The sequence below is a fragment of the Pedobacter sp. Leaf216 genome (assembly GCF_001421515.1).
Taxonomy (GTDB): domain Bacteria; phylum Bacteroidota; class Bacteroidia; order Sphingobacteriales; family Sphingobacteriaceae; genus Pedobacter.
In genome coordinates this window covers 26,220-44,205 of sequence record NZ_LMKM01000016.1, presented here as the reverse complement: position 1 = coordinate 44,205, position 17,986 = coordinate 26,220, and the positions used below count along the sequence as shown (strand labels likewise).

12 protein-coding genes are annotated in these 17,986 nt (G+C 38.4%); 4 read left to right on the top strand and 8 right to left on the bottom strand.

Annotated elements, in window-relative coordinates; genetic code table 11:
* Position 1: 1 nt before the first annotated feature.
* The 4 genes from ASE74_RS14155 to ASE74_RS14140 form a co-directional block, all read right to left on the bottom strand.
* Positions 2-3,619: a SusC/RagA family TonB-linked outer membrane protein gene (locus ASE74_RS14155; protein WP_082458785.1), complete on the bottom strand. Its 3,618-nt coding sequence runs from the start codon at positions 3,617-3,619 to the stop codon at positions 2-4.
* A 44-nt stretch (positions 3,620-3,663) separates the two neighbouring features.
* A complete protein-coding gene (locus ASE74_RS14150; RefSeq protein WP_055910312.1) occupies positions 3,664-4,809 on the bottom strand; it encodes a FecR family protein in 1,146 nt (381 codons plus the stop codon).
* A gap of 76 nt (positions 4,810-4,885) precedes the next feature.
* A complete protein-coding gene (locus tag ASE74_RS14145; RefSeq protein WP_055910309.1) occupies positions 4,886-5,488 on the bottom strand; it encodes an RNA polymerase sigma factor in 603 nt (200 codons plus the stop codon).
* 1,470 nt (positions 5,489-6,958) lie between these two features.
* Entirely contained in the window at positions 6,959-9,112 is a 2,154-nt protein-coding gene (locus tag ASE74_RS14140; RefSeq protein WP_055910306.1) for a GH92 family glycosyl hydrolase, read from the bottom strand.
* Between the two features lie 219 nt (positions 9,113-9,331).
* Here ASE74_RS14140 and ASE74_RS14135 point away from each other — a divergent pair, with 219 nt between their 5' ends.
* Entirely contained in the window at positions 9,332-11,590 is a 2,259-nt protein-coding gene (locus ASE74_RS14135) for a glycoside hydrolase N-terminal domain-containing protein (RefSeq protein WP_055910303.1), read from the top strand.
* Between the two features lie 238 nt (positions 11,591-11,828).
* Here ASE74_RS14135 and ASE74_RS14125 read toward each other — a convergent pair whose 3' ends face one another.
* Positions 11,829-13,016 (bottom strand): GAF domain-containing sensor histidine kinase, encoded by a 1,188-nt coding sequence (locus tag ASE74_RS14125; protein WP_082458788.1) that lies wholly within the window; start codon positions 13,014-13,016, stop codon positions 11,829-11,831.
* Positions 13,017-13,416: 400 nt separating this feature from the next.
* Between ASE74_RS14125 and ASE74_RS14120 the strand changes: the two genes are divergently transcribed.
* Positions 13,417-14,013 (top strand): GIN domain-containing protein, encoded by a 597-nt coding sequence (locus tag ASE74_RS14120; protein ID WP_055910293.1) that lies wholly within the window; start codon positions 13,417-13,419, stop codon positions 14,011-14,013.
* Positions 14,014-14,090: 77 nt separating this feature from the next.
* Here the strand turns inward: ASE74_RS14120 and ASE74_RS14115 are convergent, their stop codons facing one another.
* Positions 14,091-14,978 (bottom strand): LysR substrate-binding domain-containing protein, encoded by an 888-nt coding sequence (locus tag ASE74_RS14115; RefSeq protein ID WP_055910289.1) that lies wholly within the window; start codon positions 14,976-14,978, stop codon positions 14,091-14,093.
* A gap of 72 nt (positions 14,979-15,050) precedes the next feature.
* Here ASE74_RS14115 and ASE74_RS14110 point away from each other — a divergent pair, with 72 nt between their 5' ends.
* Both ASE74_RS14110 and ASE74_RS14105 read left to right on the top strand, forming a co-directional pair.
* The gene (locus ASE74_RS14110) at positions 15,051-15,593 is read left to right on the top strand and encodes a GNAT family N-acetyltransferase (RefSeq protein ID WP_055910286.1); all 543 of its coding nucleotides are present in this window, start codon (positions 15,051-15,053) and stop codon (positions 15,591-15,593) included.
* A complete protein-coding gene (locus ASE74_RS14105; protein ID WP_055910283.1) occupies positions 15,593-16,468 on the top strand; it encodes a DMT family transporter in 876 nt (291 codons plus the stop codon). Before ASE74_RS14110 ends, ASE74_RS14105 begins: the two co-directional genes overlap by 1 nt.
* A gap of 222 nt (positions 16,469-16,690) precedes the next feature.
* Here ASE74_RS14105 and ASE74_RS14100 read toward each other — a convergent pair whose 3' ends face one another.
* Together ASE74_RS14100 and modB are read right to left on the bottom strand one after the other, a co-directional pair.
* Positions 16,691-17,320 carry a sulfate/molybdate ABC transporter ATP-binding protein gene (locus ASE74_RS14100; protein ID WP_055910280.1) on the bottom strand — a complete coding sequence of 210 codons (630 nt, stop codon included), beginning with the start codon at positions 17,318-17,320 and terminating at the stop codon, positions 16,691-16,693.
* Positions 17,317-17,982 (bottom strand): molybdate ABC transporter permease subunit, encoded by a 666-nt coding sequence (gene modB / locus ASE74_RS14095; protein WP_235526096.1) that lies wholly within the window; start codon positions 17,980-17,982, stop codon positions 17,317-17,319. The genes ASE74_RS14100 and modB overlap by 4 nt, the downstream gene beginning before the upstream one ends.
* Positions 17,983-17,986 lie beyond the last annotated feature (4 nt).

Genomic DNA, 17,986 nt, shown 5'->3' with positions numbered 1-17,986 from the left:
GTTAAAAGGTTAAGTTTAGGCCAAATACAAATGATTTAGGATTTTCAAGGGCTCTGGTACCTGTAATGCCCGAATAAGATTCCGGATCGATATCATCACCCGCGGCACTTGCATACCACAGATTGTTTACTTGCGCAGTAAACCTGGCAGATGGAAGTTTGAACCTGCCGGTTAGGCTTTTAGGCAAATTGTACGATAGCGAAATATTTCTGAGTTTAATGTAATCGCCCTTCACCACATTTACATCTGCAGCTTGCCACATGGTATTAATGGTACTGGCACTGTTAATTAAAGCTTCAGGATAATCGACCAATAAGCGAGGTACATCAGGTACATTTCCATTTTTAAAACGTTGGGTAATGTTTTCATCATTAACATCGTAAACACTGATATTGGTTACATCTCTTCTGATTACATTGCCACCAGAAAATACCAGTAAAGCGGCTAGTTCGAAACTTTTATACGAAACCCGTTGAGAAAACGATCCTGTATACGTTGGCGTTAAGCTGCCCATGTTTACCAAACTGCCAAAATTGTTAAAGCTTTTAATGCTTGATACAATGGGGTTGCCGTTTGCATCAAAATCGATACTCGCTTTACCGTTTTCATCCAAAAAATACGGATAGCCATTTACCATCCCTCCATAGCGGTAAGCATATAAAGTGTTATAGGCAGAACCTTCTATGTAATAAATTGCCGGAGATGACACGTAATTGCCTGCGCTGGAAAGTGAGCTGTTAACTTTACCAATTCTACTTCTGTTAAAACCCAGGATAAAGGTAGAACTCAAAGTTAAATCGCCTGATTTTAACCAGTCGCCATTTAGGGTGAATTCGATACCACGGTTAATCAATGTACCATTATTAATCATCCGTGTGGCTACACCCACAGTAGGATCTAACTCTGCATTTACAATTAAATCGGTACTCTTTTTATAGTAAACATCAACACTTCCCCTTAAACGGTTCGATAAAAAGGCATAATCTACGCCACCATTATATGTCTCTGTTTTTTCCCAACGCAATTTGGGATTTGGTAATGCAGTAATATCAATATATTGCAATGATGTAAAAAGGTTATCGCTTCTTCTTCTTGCAGTTAAATATTTAGAGCTTTCGGAGTTCTGATTTCCGTTTACGCCATAAGTGGCGCGCAGTTTTAGCAAATTGATCCATTTCTGCTCTTGTATAAAAGCTTCATTGCTGGCATTCCAGCTTCCACCAACTGACCACAACGGACGGTTTTTAAATTCAGGATCTACACCAAAAAAATCAGCCTGATCTACCCGCACACTACCCGTAATATTATATTTATTTAAATAAGTATAACCTGCATTTGCATAAGTAGAAAGGTTACGGTGTTTACTTTCTAACTGTGTACGGCCTACAGTAGATAATGTTTTGGTACCACCATAAATGTAGCTCGGAAAACCTGTTTGGCTTGCCGTTTGCGTATTAATCAGTGTAGAGGTAAGCGTTATCGGATCATAACCATACCTTAAATCTTCAATGCCTCTGGGCGAAAAGGTTTGGCGCATCTCAAAGCCTGCAATGGCAGATATGGCATGCTTTCCTTTATCAAAAGAACGGTCGAAACTCAACTGGTTTCTAAAAGTATAACTGTTACTTCCTCTATCCGATTGACTATACCTGCCCCCTGTAGGAAGTCCGAAAGCATATACATTTGTGGCAGGCGTGTAACCAACCAATGCATTGTAGGCAGATCTCATTTTATAAGAATTAACATCATAGTACTGATCCGTTTTTGCACTTTCATTTTCGATCTGTAACTGACTTGAAAGACTTAGACCTTCCATAAGCCTGGCCTGTACATTGGCAAAACCCCTTAATGAGATATTGGTAGAATTGACCAGTCCTTCGTTTAACGACTCCAGAATATTGAATCTATATGAACGGAACTGCGCATTATTTTTCAACGCATCAACCATAGCACCGTTAATATTTCCGCCAGCAATTCCATCTGGCAGGTTTACATAATCTGCATAAACAAGGCTGCCATCTGCATTTACAATAGAAGCATAACGTGGGCTAATCGTGGTGTAAGCATCATAAGAACCATCAGTAGTTACCGATTTGGTGTATGTGCCATTAAAGCCCAAAGTTGTGGTTAGCCACTTGCTTACGTTATAAGTGTTCTTAAAATAGATGTTCAGCTTCTGATCATTGTTATGAATTATTTTTTGTGCCGAATTATCGAAGTTTATCGATGTGAAAGTATTTGATTTTGCACTAGAAGAACTGAAAGACAGGTTAAAACGCTGACGGAAAGCTTTCTGCCAAACATTATCTCTGTACTGCTCGTAATAATCTGCATTGCGCCAGGAGGCCAATTGTTGATTTACCTGATCGGCTGTAACCTTACCTGCGTCACGATCGCGGTACAGTTGGTAAAGCGGACTGTAATATTTAATCGAACCATTTGCAGCGGTTCCATATGCGGCAAACATCGATTCTGTTGTAGTGTACCTGGCACGTTCCTTATTGTATACATCGGTTTCTAAATCGAGTATATCACTTGTTGAAGCATAATGCATTGAATTAAAACTCGGCTTAGCATCAACAAAAAAATCGGTGTTTAAGGAAATTTTAGCAGGGGTATTTCCTTTTTTAGTGGTTAGGATAATAACCCCGTTGGCCGATCTTGAACCATAAATTGAGGCTGCTGCAGCATCCTTTAAAACCGTTACCGATTCGATGTCGTAAGGATTAACATCTTCCAAAGCGGTTTCAGATGGCAAGCCGTCAATAACAATCAAAGGATCAGTTCTAACCCCAGTTTGGGATATCGAAAATGTACCTCTCCCCCTAATCACCTGCTGATCGGCACCTATACCATAAGGATTTTTATTATAAGCCAAACCCGCCACACGACCTTCTAAAGCACCTACAAGATCAGGGTTAATTTGCTCATTCAGCTTCTTTTGGTCAACAATCGCAAATGCGCCTGCATTTCTTTCAAGCGGAAGCGACTGAAAACCATTTACCATAACCTCTGCCAATAAAGATGCGTTGGCACCCAACTTAACAGTTACCACCTTTAAAGCGGCATTTTTATCAAACCGCCGGGTGCTCGAAAGATAACCGATATAACTGATTTCGAGCGTATTGTATTGGTTGGATAAAGTTAAATTGAAGTGTCCGTTACCGTCTGTAAGTACATATTTGTTGGTATTTTTGATTTTTACTGAGGCACCAGGCAATGGAGAACCTAAACTATCGGTAACCATACCATGCAGCACATATTCATCTTCAGTATCCGCTTTGGGTACTTTTAAGATGATGGTACGGTTGTTATTAATTTCATAATCGAAATCCTGGCCTTTAACAACCGCTTCCATTATGGTTTTAATATCGGCAGTATTCAAGTTAAAGCTGATGGGTTTGGCTTGTTTAACCAAAGCTGCATCATAAACAAATTCATAGTTTGTTTTAGCCGAAATTTGCGATATAACGGTATTTAGAGAGGCTTGTTTAAAAGTGTACTGGATATTTTGTGCTTTTGCCTGCATTGATAACATTGCAAACAGACAAAAAACAATTGGCCAGTTCAGTAAATACCTGCATCCAGATCGGACGAGGCGAAAGTAATGGTTTGTCATAAAAATTTAGTTTGGTTGGTTAATTGATCAACGTTGGAGCAACCTTATTCCTTAAGCACAATTTTATTCTCTCTGATTTTAAACCTGTAAGCTGTTGCTGTAGAAATGGCATCCAATACCGCATCAATATCCGCCTTACGGGATATTTTCAGGTACAGGTTTTTCTGTGGGATAGATTTCACATCTACAGCTACATTGTACCACCTTGCCAGTTTTTGCATCACAATTGATAAAGGCACATCATTAAACAGAAACTCCTCATTCGTCCAGGCATTAAAGTCTTTTGCCGAAACATTGTAAAGCGCGAGTTTGCCATGTTGAGAAATAACCTGTTGATTTGGTTTTAAAACCACCTCATCCCTGTTTGGATTTGTAAAACGGATGCTTCCTTCCAGCAGTGTGGTTTGCGTACCTTCATCTTCAGGATAACTGCTTACATTAAACTGCGTACCCAGCACTCGGATTTCATTGCCTGCCACACTAACAACAAAAGGTTTGAGCGGATTTTTGGCCACATTAAAGAAAGCCTCGCCCTCTACGTAAACTCTCCTTTCTGATCCGCGGAAATCAGTTGGAAAACTAAGTTTCGAGCCAGCGTTCAGCATCACAATTGAGCCGTCGCTCAAAGTAACACGGTACTCGCCACCGTTTGGAGTAGTTAAGGTGTTCAGCTTCGATGCTTCGGTAGAATCTGCACCATTGGCCATAAAAACCATTGTTCCATCTGCTTTTGTGCTCACTGTAATCCCTACGCCGTGGTACAATACCGTGTCTTTTTTACCAGCTTGCAACACTGCTTTTCCGCTAAGGTTTAACATGGCCTTAGCCGAACCCGGAACAACCATTTGGTTTGAATTCCAAAACTTAACAATGAGCAAAGTAACAGAAACCACTAGCAGAATTGCTGCTGCCACCCTGATAAAGCGGTTAGGTTTAAACACTTTTAAGCTGTTTTTTTCAGGCTTTGGAAAAAGTTTATCAGATAATCCGGCATGGATGGTAGCAAGGCGTTCATCTTCAGCACCATCAAACAAGGTGTCGTTTTGTTCAAAACTAGCACCAATCAGTTTTTGCAGTTCCCTTTCTTCTGCAATTCCAAAATAATCAAACAGTTGCTCAAGTTCTGCAGCATTGCTTTTGTTGGCAATAAATCTTTCAAATAATTCTGGGCTTAAAGGTTTTTTTTCCATCGTTGTCAATATATAATATGCACGAGCTGGACAAACACACTATCGCACCTTGATTTTTTTTTTAAAAATATTTTCTTTAACCCTTTAAATAGGCTGCAATACAGAAAATAATAAATTCTTGAGCGTGAAAAAAGACGTAACGTTTAATGTATTTTGTAGCACTAACCAATTGGTTGCTTACGGTAGATGGGCTTAATGATAGGATTTCGGCAGCTTCCTGGTAGCTTTTACCTTCTATTTTGCAAAGTTTAAATATCTCTTTACGTTGCGCAGGGAGTTTTTCTATGGCTTGATTAAGTAATTCAATTCTTTCTTTGTTGAAAATGTAATCTTCCGTTTGGTTATAAAATTCAGCAAAAGTTTTAATCAAGTGCCTTTGCATTTTTACATCAAGTGCTAACCTTCGGTAATAGCCGTAAATAACATTTTGTGCAATGGTAAAAATCCAACCTTTGAAAGATTTATCAAGGTCTATTTCTTCCCTGCTCGTCCAAACTTTTAAAAAAACATCCTGCATAAGCTCATCAACGACTTCATTGAGCTTAATCATGCGCTGCATTTTTGGCAACAACATTTTACTATACCTGGCGTAAATAAAGTCAAAAGCATGGCGATGGCCATTTTTAAGGTCTTCTAGATACTTTAATTCTTCCTTATCGCGCAGTTTGTCGGGTGACATTTCGTCAAATCTACAAATTAAGCAGAATTATTAGTCAAAACGAGCTCATATTTAACAGAATAAAGCAAATTTGTCAGAATTATAATACGAAAGAACACTATTTTGCTATTTATGGCTTTTTTTGAAAGTATATGGAACGTTGCGATTGCATTAAGATTGCTTCTTGCCTCACAGTGGCGGATGTATTAAAGGGAAAAAATAAAGATTGCATTAAGATTCCCGCATGAGCGAGAATGACGACCGTGTTAAAAACCAACCAAAATAACTGCTGAGATTGTTTCTTGCCTCACAGTGGCGGATGTGATAAAGCAAAATAACAATCGCATTAAGATTCCCGGATGCGCGAGAATGACGACCGTGTTATAAACCAACCAAAATAACTAATGAGATTACATTTTGCCTCACAGTGGCGGATGTGATAAAGCAAAATAACAATCGCATTAAGATTCCCGCATACGCGAGAATGACGACCGTGTTAAAAACCAACCAAAATAACTAATGAGATTGATTCTTGCCTCACAGTGGCGGATGTGATAAAGCAAAATAACAATCGCATTAAGATTCCCGCATACGCGAGAATGACGACCGCAAGTTAAAACTGAAAAGATTGCTTCAGCTCGCTCTCCCCCAGCTTCGCAATGACGGATTTAACGCATTCCCTGCATCATGCTATTTAAACCCCCGCTATCTGCACCCTGCTATTTGCTCCCTGTTATCCGGCCTAGGAAATGATGGAAGGAGAAAACGTTAAAGCTTTATCAATACCTTTTCCTTCATCACTGCATTGAGGCAGCACACACTTTCCGCCTCCTCCGGCGGAACTTGTGCTGACGACCAAAAAGCTTTAACGAATTTATCCGACATCAGTTCCAAGCCTTGGGTTTTTGTTACTTTTGGGCCAAGCCAAAAGTAAGAACTTGTGCTGACGACCAAAAAGCTTTAACGAATTTATCCGACATCAGTTCCAAGCCTTGGGTTTTTGTTACTTTTGGGCCAAGCCAAAAGTAAGAGCCCCTCGGTGGCTAACCGAGGCAAGCCCGAGCGGAGCGAAAACATTAAGATTACCGCATGCGCGAGAATGACGACCGTGTTAAAAACCAACCAAAATAACTAATGAGATTGCTTTGTGCCTCATAATGATGGACGTATTGAAGGGCAAAAAATAACGACTGCATTAAGATTCCCGCATGCGCGAGAATCACGACCGTGTTATAAACCAACCAAAATAACTAATGAGATTGATTCTTGCCTCAAAGTGATGGATGGGATAAAGCATAAATAACAATCGCATTAAGATTCCCGCATGCGCGAGAATGATGACCGTGTTAAAAGCCAACCAAAATAACTAATGAGATTGCTTTGTGCCTTCACAGTGGCGGATGTGATAAAGCAAAAATAACGATCGCAGTAAGATTCCCGCATGCGCGAGAATGACGACCGTGTTAAAAACCAAAAAAATAATTGATAACATTACTTCGTATCAACCTCAACCTTCCCTCCATTCTTAAACAAATCATGAGAAATAAAATACCCCTGATTTACCTTTCCATCTACTTTAATGGTAGTTATTGCCCTTCCTTTTCCAGGTTTACTAATGGTTAATACTTTACCGCTACTCGTTTTCCATTTCACCTCATCAAAAAGAGGTGCTGTAACAATATAATTTGGGTCGGTAGCCGAGAAAGGATATAAACCCAATGAAGTGAATACATACCAGGCCGACATTTCGCCGGCATCATCCATACCAGATAATGCTAAACCGTCACTTCCTATTCCATACAGTTCATTCAATATTCTATCGATTATTTTTTGCGATTTCTCAGGTTTTCCGATAAATGTATAGGCAAAAGGCGCTTCATGATCTGGCTGGTTGCCCTGGCAGTATTGTCCAATCATGGTTTCTACGTTGCGGGCAATATATTTTGGGTTCCATGGCAAAGTAAACAACGAATCCAACTTAGATTCGAAACCTTTCGCACCACCATAAAGTTCAATTAAACCTTGCATATCATGTGGGGCATAAAAAGAAACTTGCCAGGCATTTGCCTCCCTGTACATATACTCATAATAAGGGTACTGTGGATTAAAAGGTTTAATCCAATCGCCATTTTCCAACCTGCCCCGCATAAAACGGGTACCAGGATCGAACATGTTTTTATAGTTTTTAGATCGGGCCATCAGGATACGGTAATTGCTGCTATCGCCCAATTTCTTTGCAAGCTGTGCCAGCGAGTAATCATCATACGCATATTCTAATGTTTTAGAAACCCCGGCTTTTGCTTTGGTTTCTACATGTGGATTTTTAACATCAGGGTCAGAAATGTAACCCTTCTCTATGTATTCCTTTATAAACGGACGCGCACCACCTTCTACATTCGCATTGCGCAATAAAATCTGGTAAGTGCCCTTAATATCAAAGTCGGTTATTCCCCTTAAATAAGCTCCGGCAATAGATGATGCACCATGATCACCATGAAAAAAAGTTGGAATAAATCCTGTTTTGTCACCAACATCTTTCATCGATTTAATTACATCTAACGTAACTTTAGGAGTAATTAAGCCTAAAAGCACATCTTTATTTCGGTAAGTATCCCAAAGTGAAGGTTCTGTATAATAATTAAAGTTACCATTCACTACATTATGCCTGGCATCTTTAAATTCGCCATTTACATCGCTCCTCAACGCAGGCCATAAAAAAGAACGGTACAAGCAAGAATACAACATTTGTTTTTGTTTCTCAGAGCCACCTTTAACCTCGATGTTACTTAACAGACTCTCCCATTTAGCTGTTGCTTCATTTCGGATTTGCGTAAAAGTCTTATCACCAATTTCCTTTTCAAGGTTTTCTTTGGCATTAGCGGTACTTACAAACGACAAGCCTATTTTAAGTTCAACAGGTCCTTTGCTGCCATCGGCAAGGTGTAATATGGCAAATCCCGAACGTTTTCCCTTATCCGTTTGATCGAGCTTTTCGATTTTTCCGTTAACCGTAGCATAAAAATAAATGTTTTCACCTCCCTGGAAACCTTGTACCGCAGCATTACCCACCTGTTCAATATTCCATGTAGAAACGCCACTGTTTGCTTTGCCCAAAAGGAATAAAATTTGCCTGTCGCTGTTATTTTTATAGTCGTATTGATGAAATCCAGCCCTTAAAGTAGAAGTAAGTTTGACATTCACTTTATAATCATCAAGGTAAACCTGATAAAAACCAGGTGCCGAACTTTCATTTTTATGCGAAAATTTAGATCCATATTTATCTCCTGGATTAGATAACGGTAAAATCGGAATGTTGCACAGGTTCCAATGCCCCTTATTGGTATGCGCAAAACCATAAATCGTATCATCTTCATATTCGTAGCCTGCACCAGATCCAAATTCGGTAATCGGACTCAGTTGCACCATTGCATTTGGAAGGGAACTCCCAGGAAAGGTTAAACCCGCCCATGATCGCCAGCCCTGTGGCAATTCGTAACCCAAAATTTTAGGGTCGGTTAAAGGTGCTGTACCAATGAATGTATTTACATATTTGGTAAATGATGTTTTCGTTTGGCTCTGAGCATAATATATGCCCGCTACGTTTAAAAATAAGCACAGGAAGATAAATTTGGTTAGCGATTTCATTTACATAAAACGTTTTAGTATGTACTATCAAATATATAAAATCTATTAAAATCCAACTTAAAATATCACAATAGTTACCAAATAAAGTTTTGATGTCATTAATACCGATGCTTAAATAACTGAATATAATGCCAATTATCAATATGCTTTCCCATATGCAAATAACAGTACAATCACTTGATTATCTATATATTTGGATACACACTAATCAAATGTTCTATGCTTTTTAAATCCAGGCAAATTATTCATTGCACTTTACTTTTGTTGTTGGCCATTGGCTTTTCAAATGGTGTTTCCGCACAAAAGAAAACTATATCACCACTTTTACTTTGGGACGATAAGCCTGCAACAAAATGGATGACAGAAGCATATCCCATCGGAAACGGCCGCATCGGCGGGATGATTTTTGGAGGTGTAAACCAGGAGCATGTTCAGTTTAACGACAATACACTTTGGACAGGTGACGAAAACGACCGGGGGATGTATCAGGCCTTCGGTGATTTATTTATAGATTTTGATCAAAAAGATAAAAACTTTACAGCCTATAAACGTCAACTCAACCTTGCTGATGCCATATATTCCATCAGTTACACGCAAAATGGAACAAATTATAACCGTAAATATTTTTGCAGCTTCCCGGATAAAGTAATGGTTTTAAGGCTAACGGCTGGTAAAAAAGCTGCCTACTCGGCTGTAATCAGGCTTAAAAATGCACATCAGGGCGATATTACAGTAAAAGGGAATACCATTGAGTTTACGGGTAAATTACCTAACGGAATGTCTTACCAGGCCACTGCCTTAGTAAAAATTGAAAATGGAAGCAGTCATTCGGTTAAAGATAATGACGGTGACAAACTAAAGGTAGATGGTGCCGATGCCATTACGATTATTTTAACCGGAGCGACAAATTACAGCAACAAACGCGAGCAAAATTGGAAAGGTGAAGAACCAGGAACAAAAATAGAAACGATTCTTAAACAAACGGCAACTAAATCTTATTCATCATTATTAAAAAACCATGTTCAGGATTATCAATCTTTATTTAACCGTGTTGCTATCACATTAGGCCAGGCCGATTTAATGCAAAATAAACTTCCAACCTACCAAAGGTTAATTGATTATAAAAAGAAGGCTGATTTGGGATTAGAATCTTTAATTTTTCAATATGGAAGGTACTTACTGATCAGTTCATCGCGAAAAGGAGGTTTACCGGCAAACCTTCAGGGCTTGTGGAATGAAAGCAACACGCCACCATGGGGAAGCGATTACCATTCGAACATCAATATCCAGATGAATTACTGGCTTGCCGAACCTACAAACCTTTCAGAGTGTCAAATCCCCTATCTTGATTACATTAACAGTATGCGGGAGGTAAGTGCTATCGCCACACGCAAACAATACCCTAATACAAGGGGCTGGACAGTTAAAACCGAGAACAATATTTTTGGCGGAATGAGCTTTTTATGGAATACACCTGGAAGCGCATGGTATGCACAGGCCCTTTGGGAACATTATGCTTTTACGAAAGACAAAAATTATTTAAAGAATTTTGCTTACCCGATTATTAAAGAAATCGCTGAGTTTTGGGATGATCATTTAAAAAGAAGATTAGATGGTACTTTGGTTTCGCCAATGGGCTGGTCGCCTGAGCATGGCCCTACTGAAGATGGGGTTACGCACGATCAGCAGATTGTATATGATTTATTTACCAACTACATTGAATCAGCCGAAATTTTAGGAATAGATAAAGAATATAAACTACACATCGCCGATCTTAAAGCGCATTTACTGAAACCTAAAATTGGAAAATGGGGACAATTACAGGAGTGGGAAACCGATCGCGATGATCCGAAAGATCAGCACAGACACATCTCTCATCTTTTTGGCCTTCACCCTGGCAGGGAGATCAGCACCATTAAAACACCAGAACTGGCCAAAGCGGCACGCGTTACTTTAACTGCCCGTGGCGACGAATCAACAGGCTGGTCTATGGCCTGGAAAATGAACTTCTGGGCAAGGTTACAGGATGGCAATCACGCCTACAAAATTTTACAGAATTTTATTACCCCGGTGGGCGGATCGGGTACTGATTACAATAAAGGTGGAGGTATTTATGCAAACCTTTTCTGTGCACATCCACCCTTCCAGATCGATGGAAATTTTGGATATACGGCGGGCATTTCGGAGATGTTATTACAAAGCCAGGCCGGAGAATTGCAGTTCTTACCTGCACTACCCGATAAATGGGATGAAGGAAGTATTCAGGGCTTAAGAGCAAGAGGCAATTTCGAAATCGCTAACCTGCAATGGAAAAGTGGTAAAATTGTGAAGTTATCCATCAAATCATTATCTGGTGAAGATTGCATAGTTAGAAGTCCGAATGCACTTAAAAGTAAAGGTATAGAAGAAAAGAAATCAGGAAAAGACTTTGTTTATAGTTTTAAAACGCAGGCAGGAAAAACATACAGTTTTGAATGAGATTATAATTTACCTTAATTACTATTGAGGTATCTTCCGGCTAATGTAAACTAGCAGATTTGTTTAAGCTTTTTTACGATGATGTTTTTATGCTCCAGTTGAAATAGAAACATTAAAAATTCATCCGTTTCACTAATTTTAATACTTTTAATAATACCAGAATGCTGATTATCTGAAATTTCATTTCCAACCTTCAAATCTAAGAGGGTTGATGTTGGGAGGCTATCGCTAACAATGGTCATTTTTCTGAAGGTATACTTAAAGTGAAACAGGTTTTTTCGGGCGTGGATGAAACATCAAGGGTTCCTTTATGCGCACTTGCAATTTCTGAAGCAATATATAAACCAAGGCCTAACCCCTTTTGATTAGGTTCTACTTCGCCCCTCGAAAAAGGCTGAAATAAACGCTCCATAGCAGCAGCAGGAATTTGCTTGCCTTTATTTGCTACACACAGGTTAAATTCTTCTGCATTACTATATGCGGTAATTTCTACCGTAGAATCTGCCGGAGAATAATTTAAGGCATTGGCCAGCAGGTTAGAAAAAAGTTGTGCCAAACGCTTGCCATCGGCATTAACAGGATGATCTAGCGTAAAATTCAGTTTAACGTTTCTTGACGGCCAAATGGCTTGCAATTCATCTACCACCTGAACCAGCAATTTTTCCAAATCTTCATCCGGTGTTTTGTTAAGCGTAATGCCTTCACCTAAGCGGCCAGTAGCAAAATCGAGCATGTTCTCAATCAGCCCGTTCATTCTAAAAGATGAATCTTTAATAATTTTTGTAATCCGGCCACCTCGCTCATCTAAATTTAAACGGGATAGAAGCTGTGCACTGCTTGATATTGCATTTAATGGGTTTCGTAAATCGTGACCTAAAATAGCAATAAACTGTTCTCTTAAAATTGCTACTTCCTGCTCTTTCTTCAATTTTTTTTCTGCCTGGGCAAGTTCTTCAAGCGCATCTAAATGAAATGCAATTAAATCGGCAAACATGGCAAACATGCCCGTAATTGTTGGATTTTTTAATTTAGCAGGTTTAGGGTCAATCGCGCAAAGCGTTCCGAAAAAATCACCATTTTTTAACTTTATAGGTGTCGAAATATAACTTTGAAAGCCATATAATAAAGGCGTATGGTGGTGGTTAAATTCAGGGTCCTGATCTACATGATCGATCACAACAGATTGATGATGCTGCCTGATTTCGTTGCAAATCGTTGTTTCAAGATTCAGTTCGCCACCAACCTCAAGGCCAAAATTAATTTCATCAAGTACGGCACAGGCAATCCACTTATCAGAAGTTACCCTGGCAATAGCGGCAAAGCCCATACCAGTTGTTCGGCAAACAATTTCCAAAATATTGGCAACAGCGGGTATTTTGCCTATTGCCTCCATATCAGAGAGGATTAATTTATTAGAATTTTGCAATGTAGGGATGTATAATTTCGCCAATCTACGAATATTTCTTTTTTTAAAAAACTGTTGTTTAATCTTCTAACACTTGTTTTACACAAATTAATCCGTTTATTCCTAAATCGATTAAGTATTATATCAAAGTGAATAGAAGTTGATATAAAGTTACCAAATGATTACTGCATTCGCTAATTAAAATTACAGCGTTTACCGTCTAATTGATCAGCTGGTTGTATCCATAAATTCCTATCTGAAGATAAAATGAACTGATTTTGGCCGATTTATAAAACCTGTACGTCGACAATTAAGCTGCGTTGGTATAAAGCACCAATAATCACTGAAACGTCTTGTAACTAACAGCGTCTCATTATCAAACAATCACAAAATATTAATTAAAAATATAAACAACAATATTATGAAAACCGCTATCAAAACCCTCGCAAAAACTTTATTCGCAGCAATCGTTTTAACTTCATCAATCTTTGTTACCAATGTAACAGCAAACGAAAAACAACCTGTTAAAATCTCTGCACCAAAAAACTTTAATAAAATTATGGTAAGTGGCAATGTAGAAGTTACACTTATTCAAAACGGAACTGAAGGCATAACTTATAGTGATGACAATACCGGAAAAGTAAAAGTTATACAGGATGGTTATAACCTTAAAATATCTTCGGCAGATAAAGGCCTGGCAAAAGTTACCGTTTTTGTAAATGATATTTACCGCGTACAGGCATCAGATAATGTTGTGGTAAAAACAGCAGGTAAACTTGATGTAAAATATCTTCAGGTATTTTTAAAAGGAAATGCTGTAGCTAAAATAAACTCCAATACAGAAAGCTTATATACCGTTATCGAAGATCATTCTGACCTTAAATTAAGCGGAGCAACACAAAACCATAACCTGGTAATGGGTAGAACACAAAAATTGGATTTAGATCGTTTTTCTGCTTCAAAAACAGAAATGAATACTCCTGAAACAATCTTACAAACTGCTTCTTTAAGTAAATAAAATCATATTATCCATAAAAAAAATAGGTGGTATCGTTAAGGTAGCACCTTTTTTTTGTTACATTAAAAAAGCATCAATTAGCGTTCTTCATGCCCGCCATAATGTTCAATCAGTAGATTTAAAATGTTGGCAAGCACCGGATTATGATCATCAGCACGCCAATTAATGAATATATCAGTTTTAAAAGGCAAAGGAATAAACCGCAAACCCGGACTTTGATGAAAAAGATAAGAATCTGGTAAAATTGCGATTCCAAGCCCTCTCCTTACCAATGCTATAATTGTTGAACCAAATTCTGAGTGCAGAAATGCATCCGGCACGAAACCGTAAGACCTAAACAGGGAATGAATAATTTCGCTATAACTACTCCCCTCATCCCTGGTTGGCAGAATAAATTTTTCGTTGCGGAGGCTTTCGGCCGATAAATCACCAAATGATTTTAATGCGTGTTCTTCCGGAACCACCAAAGCCAAATGATCAGAATGCAATTTTCTCGAATTTATCCCCGCCTCACTATTAATGTCTCTGGTAATGGCCAGGTCAATTTTATAGTTCTTTAAAAAATCCAGCTGATTCTCATATAAAACCTGCACCAGTTTAATTTGAAGTTGAGGAAATACCTGACTGATTTTCACCAGAATATCGGGCATTATAGACGCTGATATCGAATCAGGATGTGCGATGGTAATGGCACCACGTTCGCCTAAATGGATCTGTTTTGCAAACTGATGTATATAATCGAGCTCACTCAGCTCTACTTCCCATTTCTCTTTTAAAAACTGACCGGCAGGTGTGAGTTTAACATTTCTCTTATTCCGGTCAAAAAGCTGTAAACCAAGTTCATTTTCGAGCGACTGGATCTGTCGGCTAAGCGCAGATTGTGTAATGTTAACTTTCTCTGCGGTTTTCCAGTAATGAAGCTGCTCTGAAAGCACCAAAAAATATTTAATCCGCTGTAAATCCATTAATGCAATTTATGCATTAATAAATGAATAAATAGCATTTTAACACATTTAATAAGTAATTACATTCGTGCCATGGAAAATATCGAAATTGTTAGGGCAACACTTCAGGATGTAATAAAACTTCAGCAAATAGGTAAAACTACGTTTGGCCAAACCTTTGCCGAACTCAACAGTGAGGAAAATATGCAAAAATACCTTCAGGAAAGTTTTTCGATAGAAAAGTTAAATCTGGAGCTCAGCAATAAAGACTCTGAAATTTACTTTGCCATACTCGACAACAATATAATCGGTTATTTAAAGATTAATCTTAAAGAAGCTCAAACAGAAAAACTAGATCTGGATGCGCTTGAAATTGAGCGCATTTACGTCATTAAAGAATTCCACGGGCAGAAGGTTGGACAGTTTCTTTATCAAAAAGCCATTGATCGTGCGCATCAAATATGTGCATCATATGTATGGCTTGGTGTGTGGGAACAAAACGAAAGAGCGATAGGATTCTACACTAAAAACGGTTTTGAAACTTTTAGCAAGCATACCTTTTGGCTGGGTGATGATGAGCAGACGGACCTGATGATGAAAAAAGCTTTGGTATTAACTAGTGAATCGAAATCATAATGGAAAAGAAAAACACTTTTCTTATATTGTTAATATTTGGAACTGCCTTTTGGGGAATTTCCTTTTCTGTAACTAAACTCGCTATCGGACAAAATCCTTCCGCGCTCTTCTTATTTTACCGCTTCCTGCTGGCAACATTCGTTTTATCAATTATTTTCTGGAAACATGTAAAAAATCTGAATTTAACTGCCTTTAAAACCGGTGCTGGCTTGGCTATTCCATTAATGCTCGGTATTTACTTACAAACGCTTGGTATAACGCATACCTCTGCATCACAATGTTCGTTCGTAGCTGGAATTACCGTAGTGATGATCCCCGTATTTAAGTTGATCATTTACAAAAAAGCAGCTCCATTAAAAATATGGCTTGCTACGGTTGTAGCGCTTATTGGCTTGTCGATTATTTCGATTAAAGAGAACTTTAACATCGGTTCAGGCGATCTTTATACCATTGCTGGTGCGTTTTTCTTTGCAATATATTTAATTCAGATCGAACGTGAATCGAAAACCAGGGATATTATCCCAACCATTGTTCCCATGTTTGCAAGCTGCGCAATATTGACATTTTTATTAAGTCTGAACCAACAGAACATGATCTGGATTCCTCAGGAAAATACCTTTTGGATGGGCATTGTTTTCTGTGCAATATTTTCAACTGCTTATATGTATACGATTTCGAATATCTCGCAAAAATACATTAGTGCCGAACGCGTTTCCATCATCTATCTTTTTGAACCTGTTTTTGGAGCGTTTGCAGCACATTTTATATTGGGTGAGCACATTACAACCCGGCTTATCATTGGAGGAGGCTTAATTTTTATGGCCACAATTATTTCAGAGATCAAGCTAAAATGGCGGGTTGCAGATGCAACCTAACTAAGTTGGAGCCATCCATTCCAAATAGGAACACCTGAAGGGTACCAGGGCAAAAATAATCCGGTTAACATGCAGTGGTGAGCTTATTAACAAAAAACAATTTTTGCAGTAGCAAATGATGATTTTAAGATTTTTAATTAAAACACAAAAAACTGCCTTCATTCAATAAAAATTTGGTCCATCTAAGTGAAAAACAGCAATATATTAAGGGTTTTTACACTTTTAATCTCCAATACCCTTAAGTTCAAACGAGTAACTATTGTAATCGATAAACTGATCATCTTGGTGGGTAACCAGAATAACGGTAGTTTGCTGTTCATCAAAAAAATGGCTAAGTTTAGTAATCAACCTGCTTTTTAGTTCCTGATCAAGCGCGGCAAAGGGCTCATCCATTAAAAGCAATTTTGGCTTGGTTGATAATGCCCTCAGTATCGCAAGTCGTTGTTGTTGACCGCCAGACAGTTGTTTTGGCAGCCTGTTTTTCAGCTGAGTCATTTCTCCAAGCTCCAGCAAATGAGTAATGAAGCTCTCATCATCCGTTCCAAACTTAAGGTGCTTTTCTACCGTCATATTTGGAAAAAGCGCATAATCCTGAAAAACAAAACCAATTTGCCTATCTTGAACTTTTTTTGAAAAACCACTTATTTGATCAAACCATAACACATTTTCTACACTAACGGTTCCACTGTCTGGTAAAACCAATCCGGCAATAATTTTCAATAGTGTTGTTTTTCCTATTCCGGAAGGGCCTGCTATTCGGGTGATGGCGTTTAAATTAAAGGCTGTGTTTACTTTAAGTTCAAAATTGCCGTATCGCCCGTCGATTTTTTTTCCAATAGCAATCTTTATCATTCGAAAGGGCTTTTAATTGCATTTCTGTTAATCAAAAATACTGTAATTACGATGATAAAAGTTATAGCGAAGAGCACCAGTGCATATGAATTTGCTGAATGATAATCCATCGTTTCTACGGCGTCGTAAATGGCAATAGAGGCTACTTTGGTTTCTCCTGGTATGTTACCGCCTATCATTAATACCACACCAAATTCGCCAAGGGTATGTGCAAATGTAAGCACCGCAGCAGTAAAAATAGATGGCTTAACATTTGGTAAAAGGACATAAAAAAACGTTTTTAGTTTTGATTTGCCCATTACATAAGATGCTTCTGCAAGCGACCTCGGTAGATGCGAAAATGCAGCCTTAATCGGACTTACCATAAATGGCAAACTGTAAATAATAGAGGCAAATACCAGTCCTTTAAAAGAAAATACAAGCTGTAAATCGAAATACTGATGTAACCACTTGCCCAAACCATTGTTTGGACTAAAAGCCAATAACAGGTAAAAGCCGAGTACAGAAGGTGGAAGCACGAGAGGCATGGTAATAAAAGCCTCAATAATGATCTTAAAAATAGTTTGTTTACGGGATAACCAATAGGCGATTGGAATACCGATGATGAGCAGAAAGATTGTTGTAATTATGGCTAGCCTGATGCTTAACCAAATCGGTTCCATATCC

Coding starts and splice junctions, on each gene's coding strand:
- ASE74_RS14155 (WP_082458785.1), bottom strand. CDS start 3,619: ATGACAAACCATTACTTTCGCCTCGTCCGATCTGGATGCAGGTATTTA.
- ASE74_RS14150 (WP_055910312.1), bottom strand. CDS start 4,809: ATGGAAAAAAAACCTTTAAGCCCAGAATTATTTGAAAGATTTATTGCC.
- ASE74_RS14145 (WP_055910309.1), bottom strand. CDS start 5,488: ATGTCACCCGACAAACTGCGCGATAAGGAAGAATTAAAGTATCTAGAA.
- ASE74_RS14140 (WP_055910306.1), bottom strand. CDS start 9,112: ATGAAATCGCTAACCAAATTTATCTTCCTGTGCTTATTTTTAAACGTA.
- ASE74_RS14135 (WP_055910303.1), top strand. CDS start 9,332: ATGCTTTTTAAATCCAGGCAAATTATTCATTGCACTTTACTTTTGTTG.
- ASE74_RS14120 (WP_055910293.1), top strand. CDS start 13,417: ATGAAAACCGCTATCAAAACCCTCGCAAAAACTTTATTCGCAGCAATC.
- ASE74_RS14115 (WP_055910289.1), bottom strand. CDS start 14,978: ATGGATTTACAGCGGATTAAATATTTTTTGGTGCTTTCAGAGCAGCTT.
- ASE74_RS14110 (WP_055910286.1), top strand. CDS start 15,051: ATGGAAAATATCGAAATTGTTAGGGCAACACTTCAGGATGTAATAAAA.
- ASE74_RS14105 (WP_055910283.1), top strand. CDS start 15,593: ATGGAAAAGAAAAACACTTTTCTTATATTGTTAATATTTGGAACTGCC.
- ASE74_RS14100 (WP_055910280.1), bottom strand. CDS start 17,320: ATGATAAAGATTGCTATTGGAAAAAAAATCGACGGGCGATACGGCAAT.
- modB (WP_235526096.1), bottom strand. CDS start 17,982: ATGGAACCGATTTGGTTAAGCATCAGGCTAGCCATAATTACAACAATC.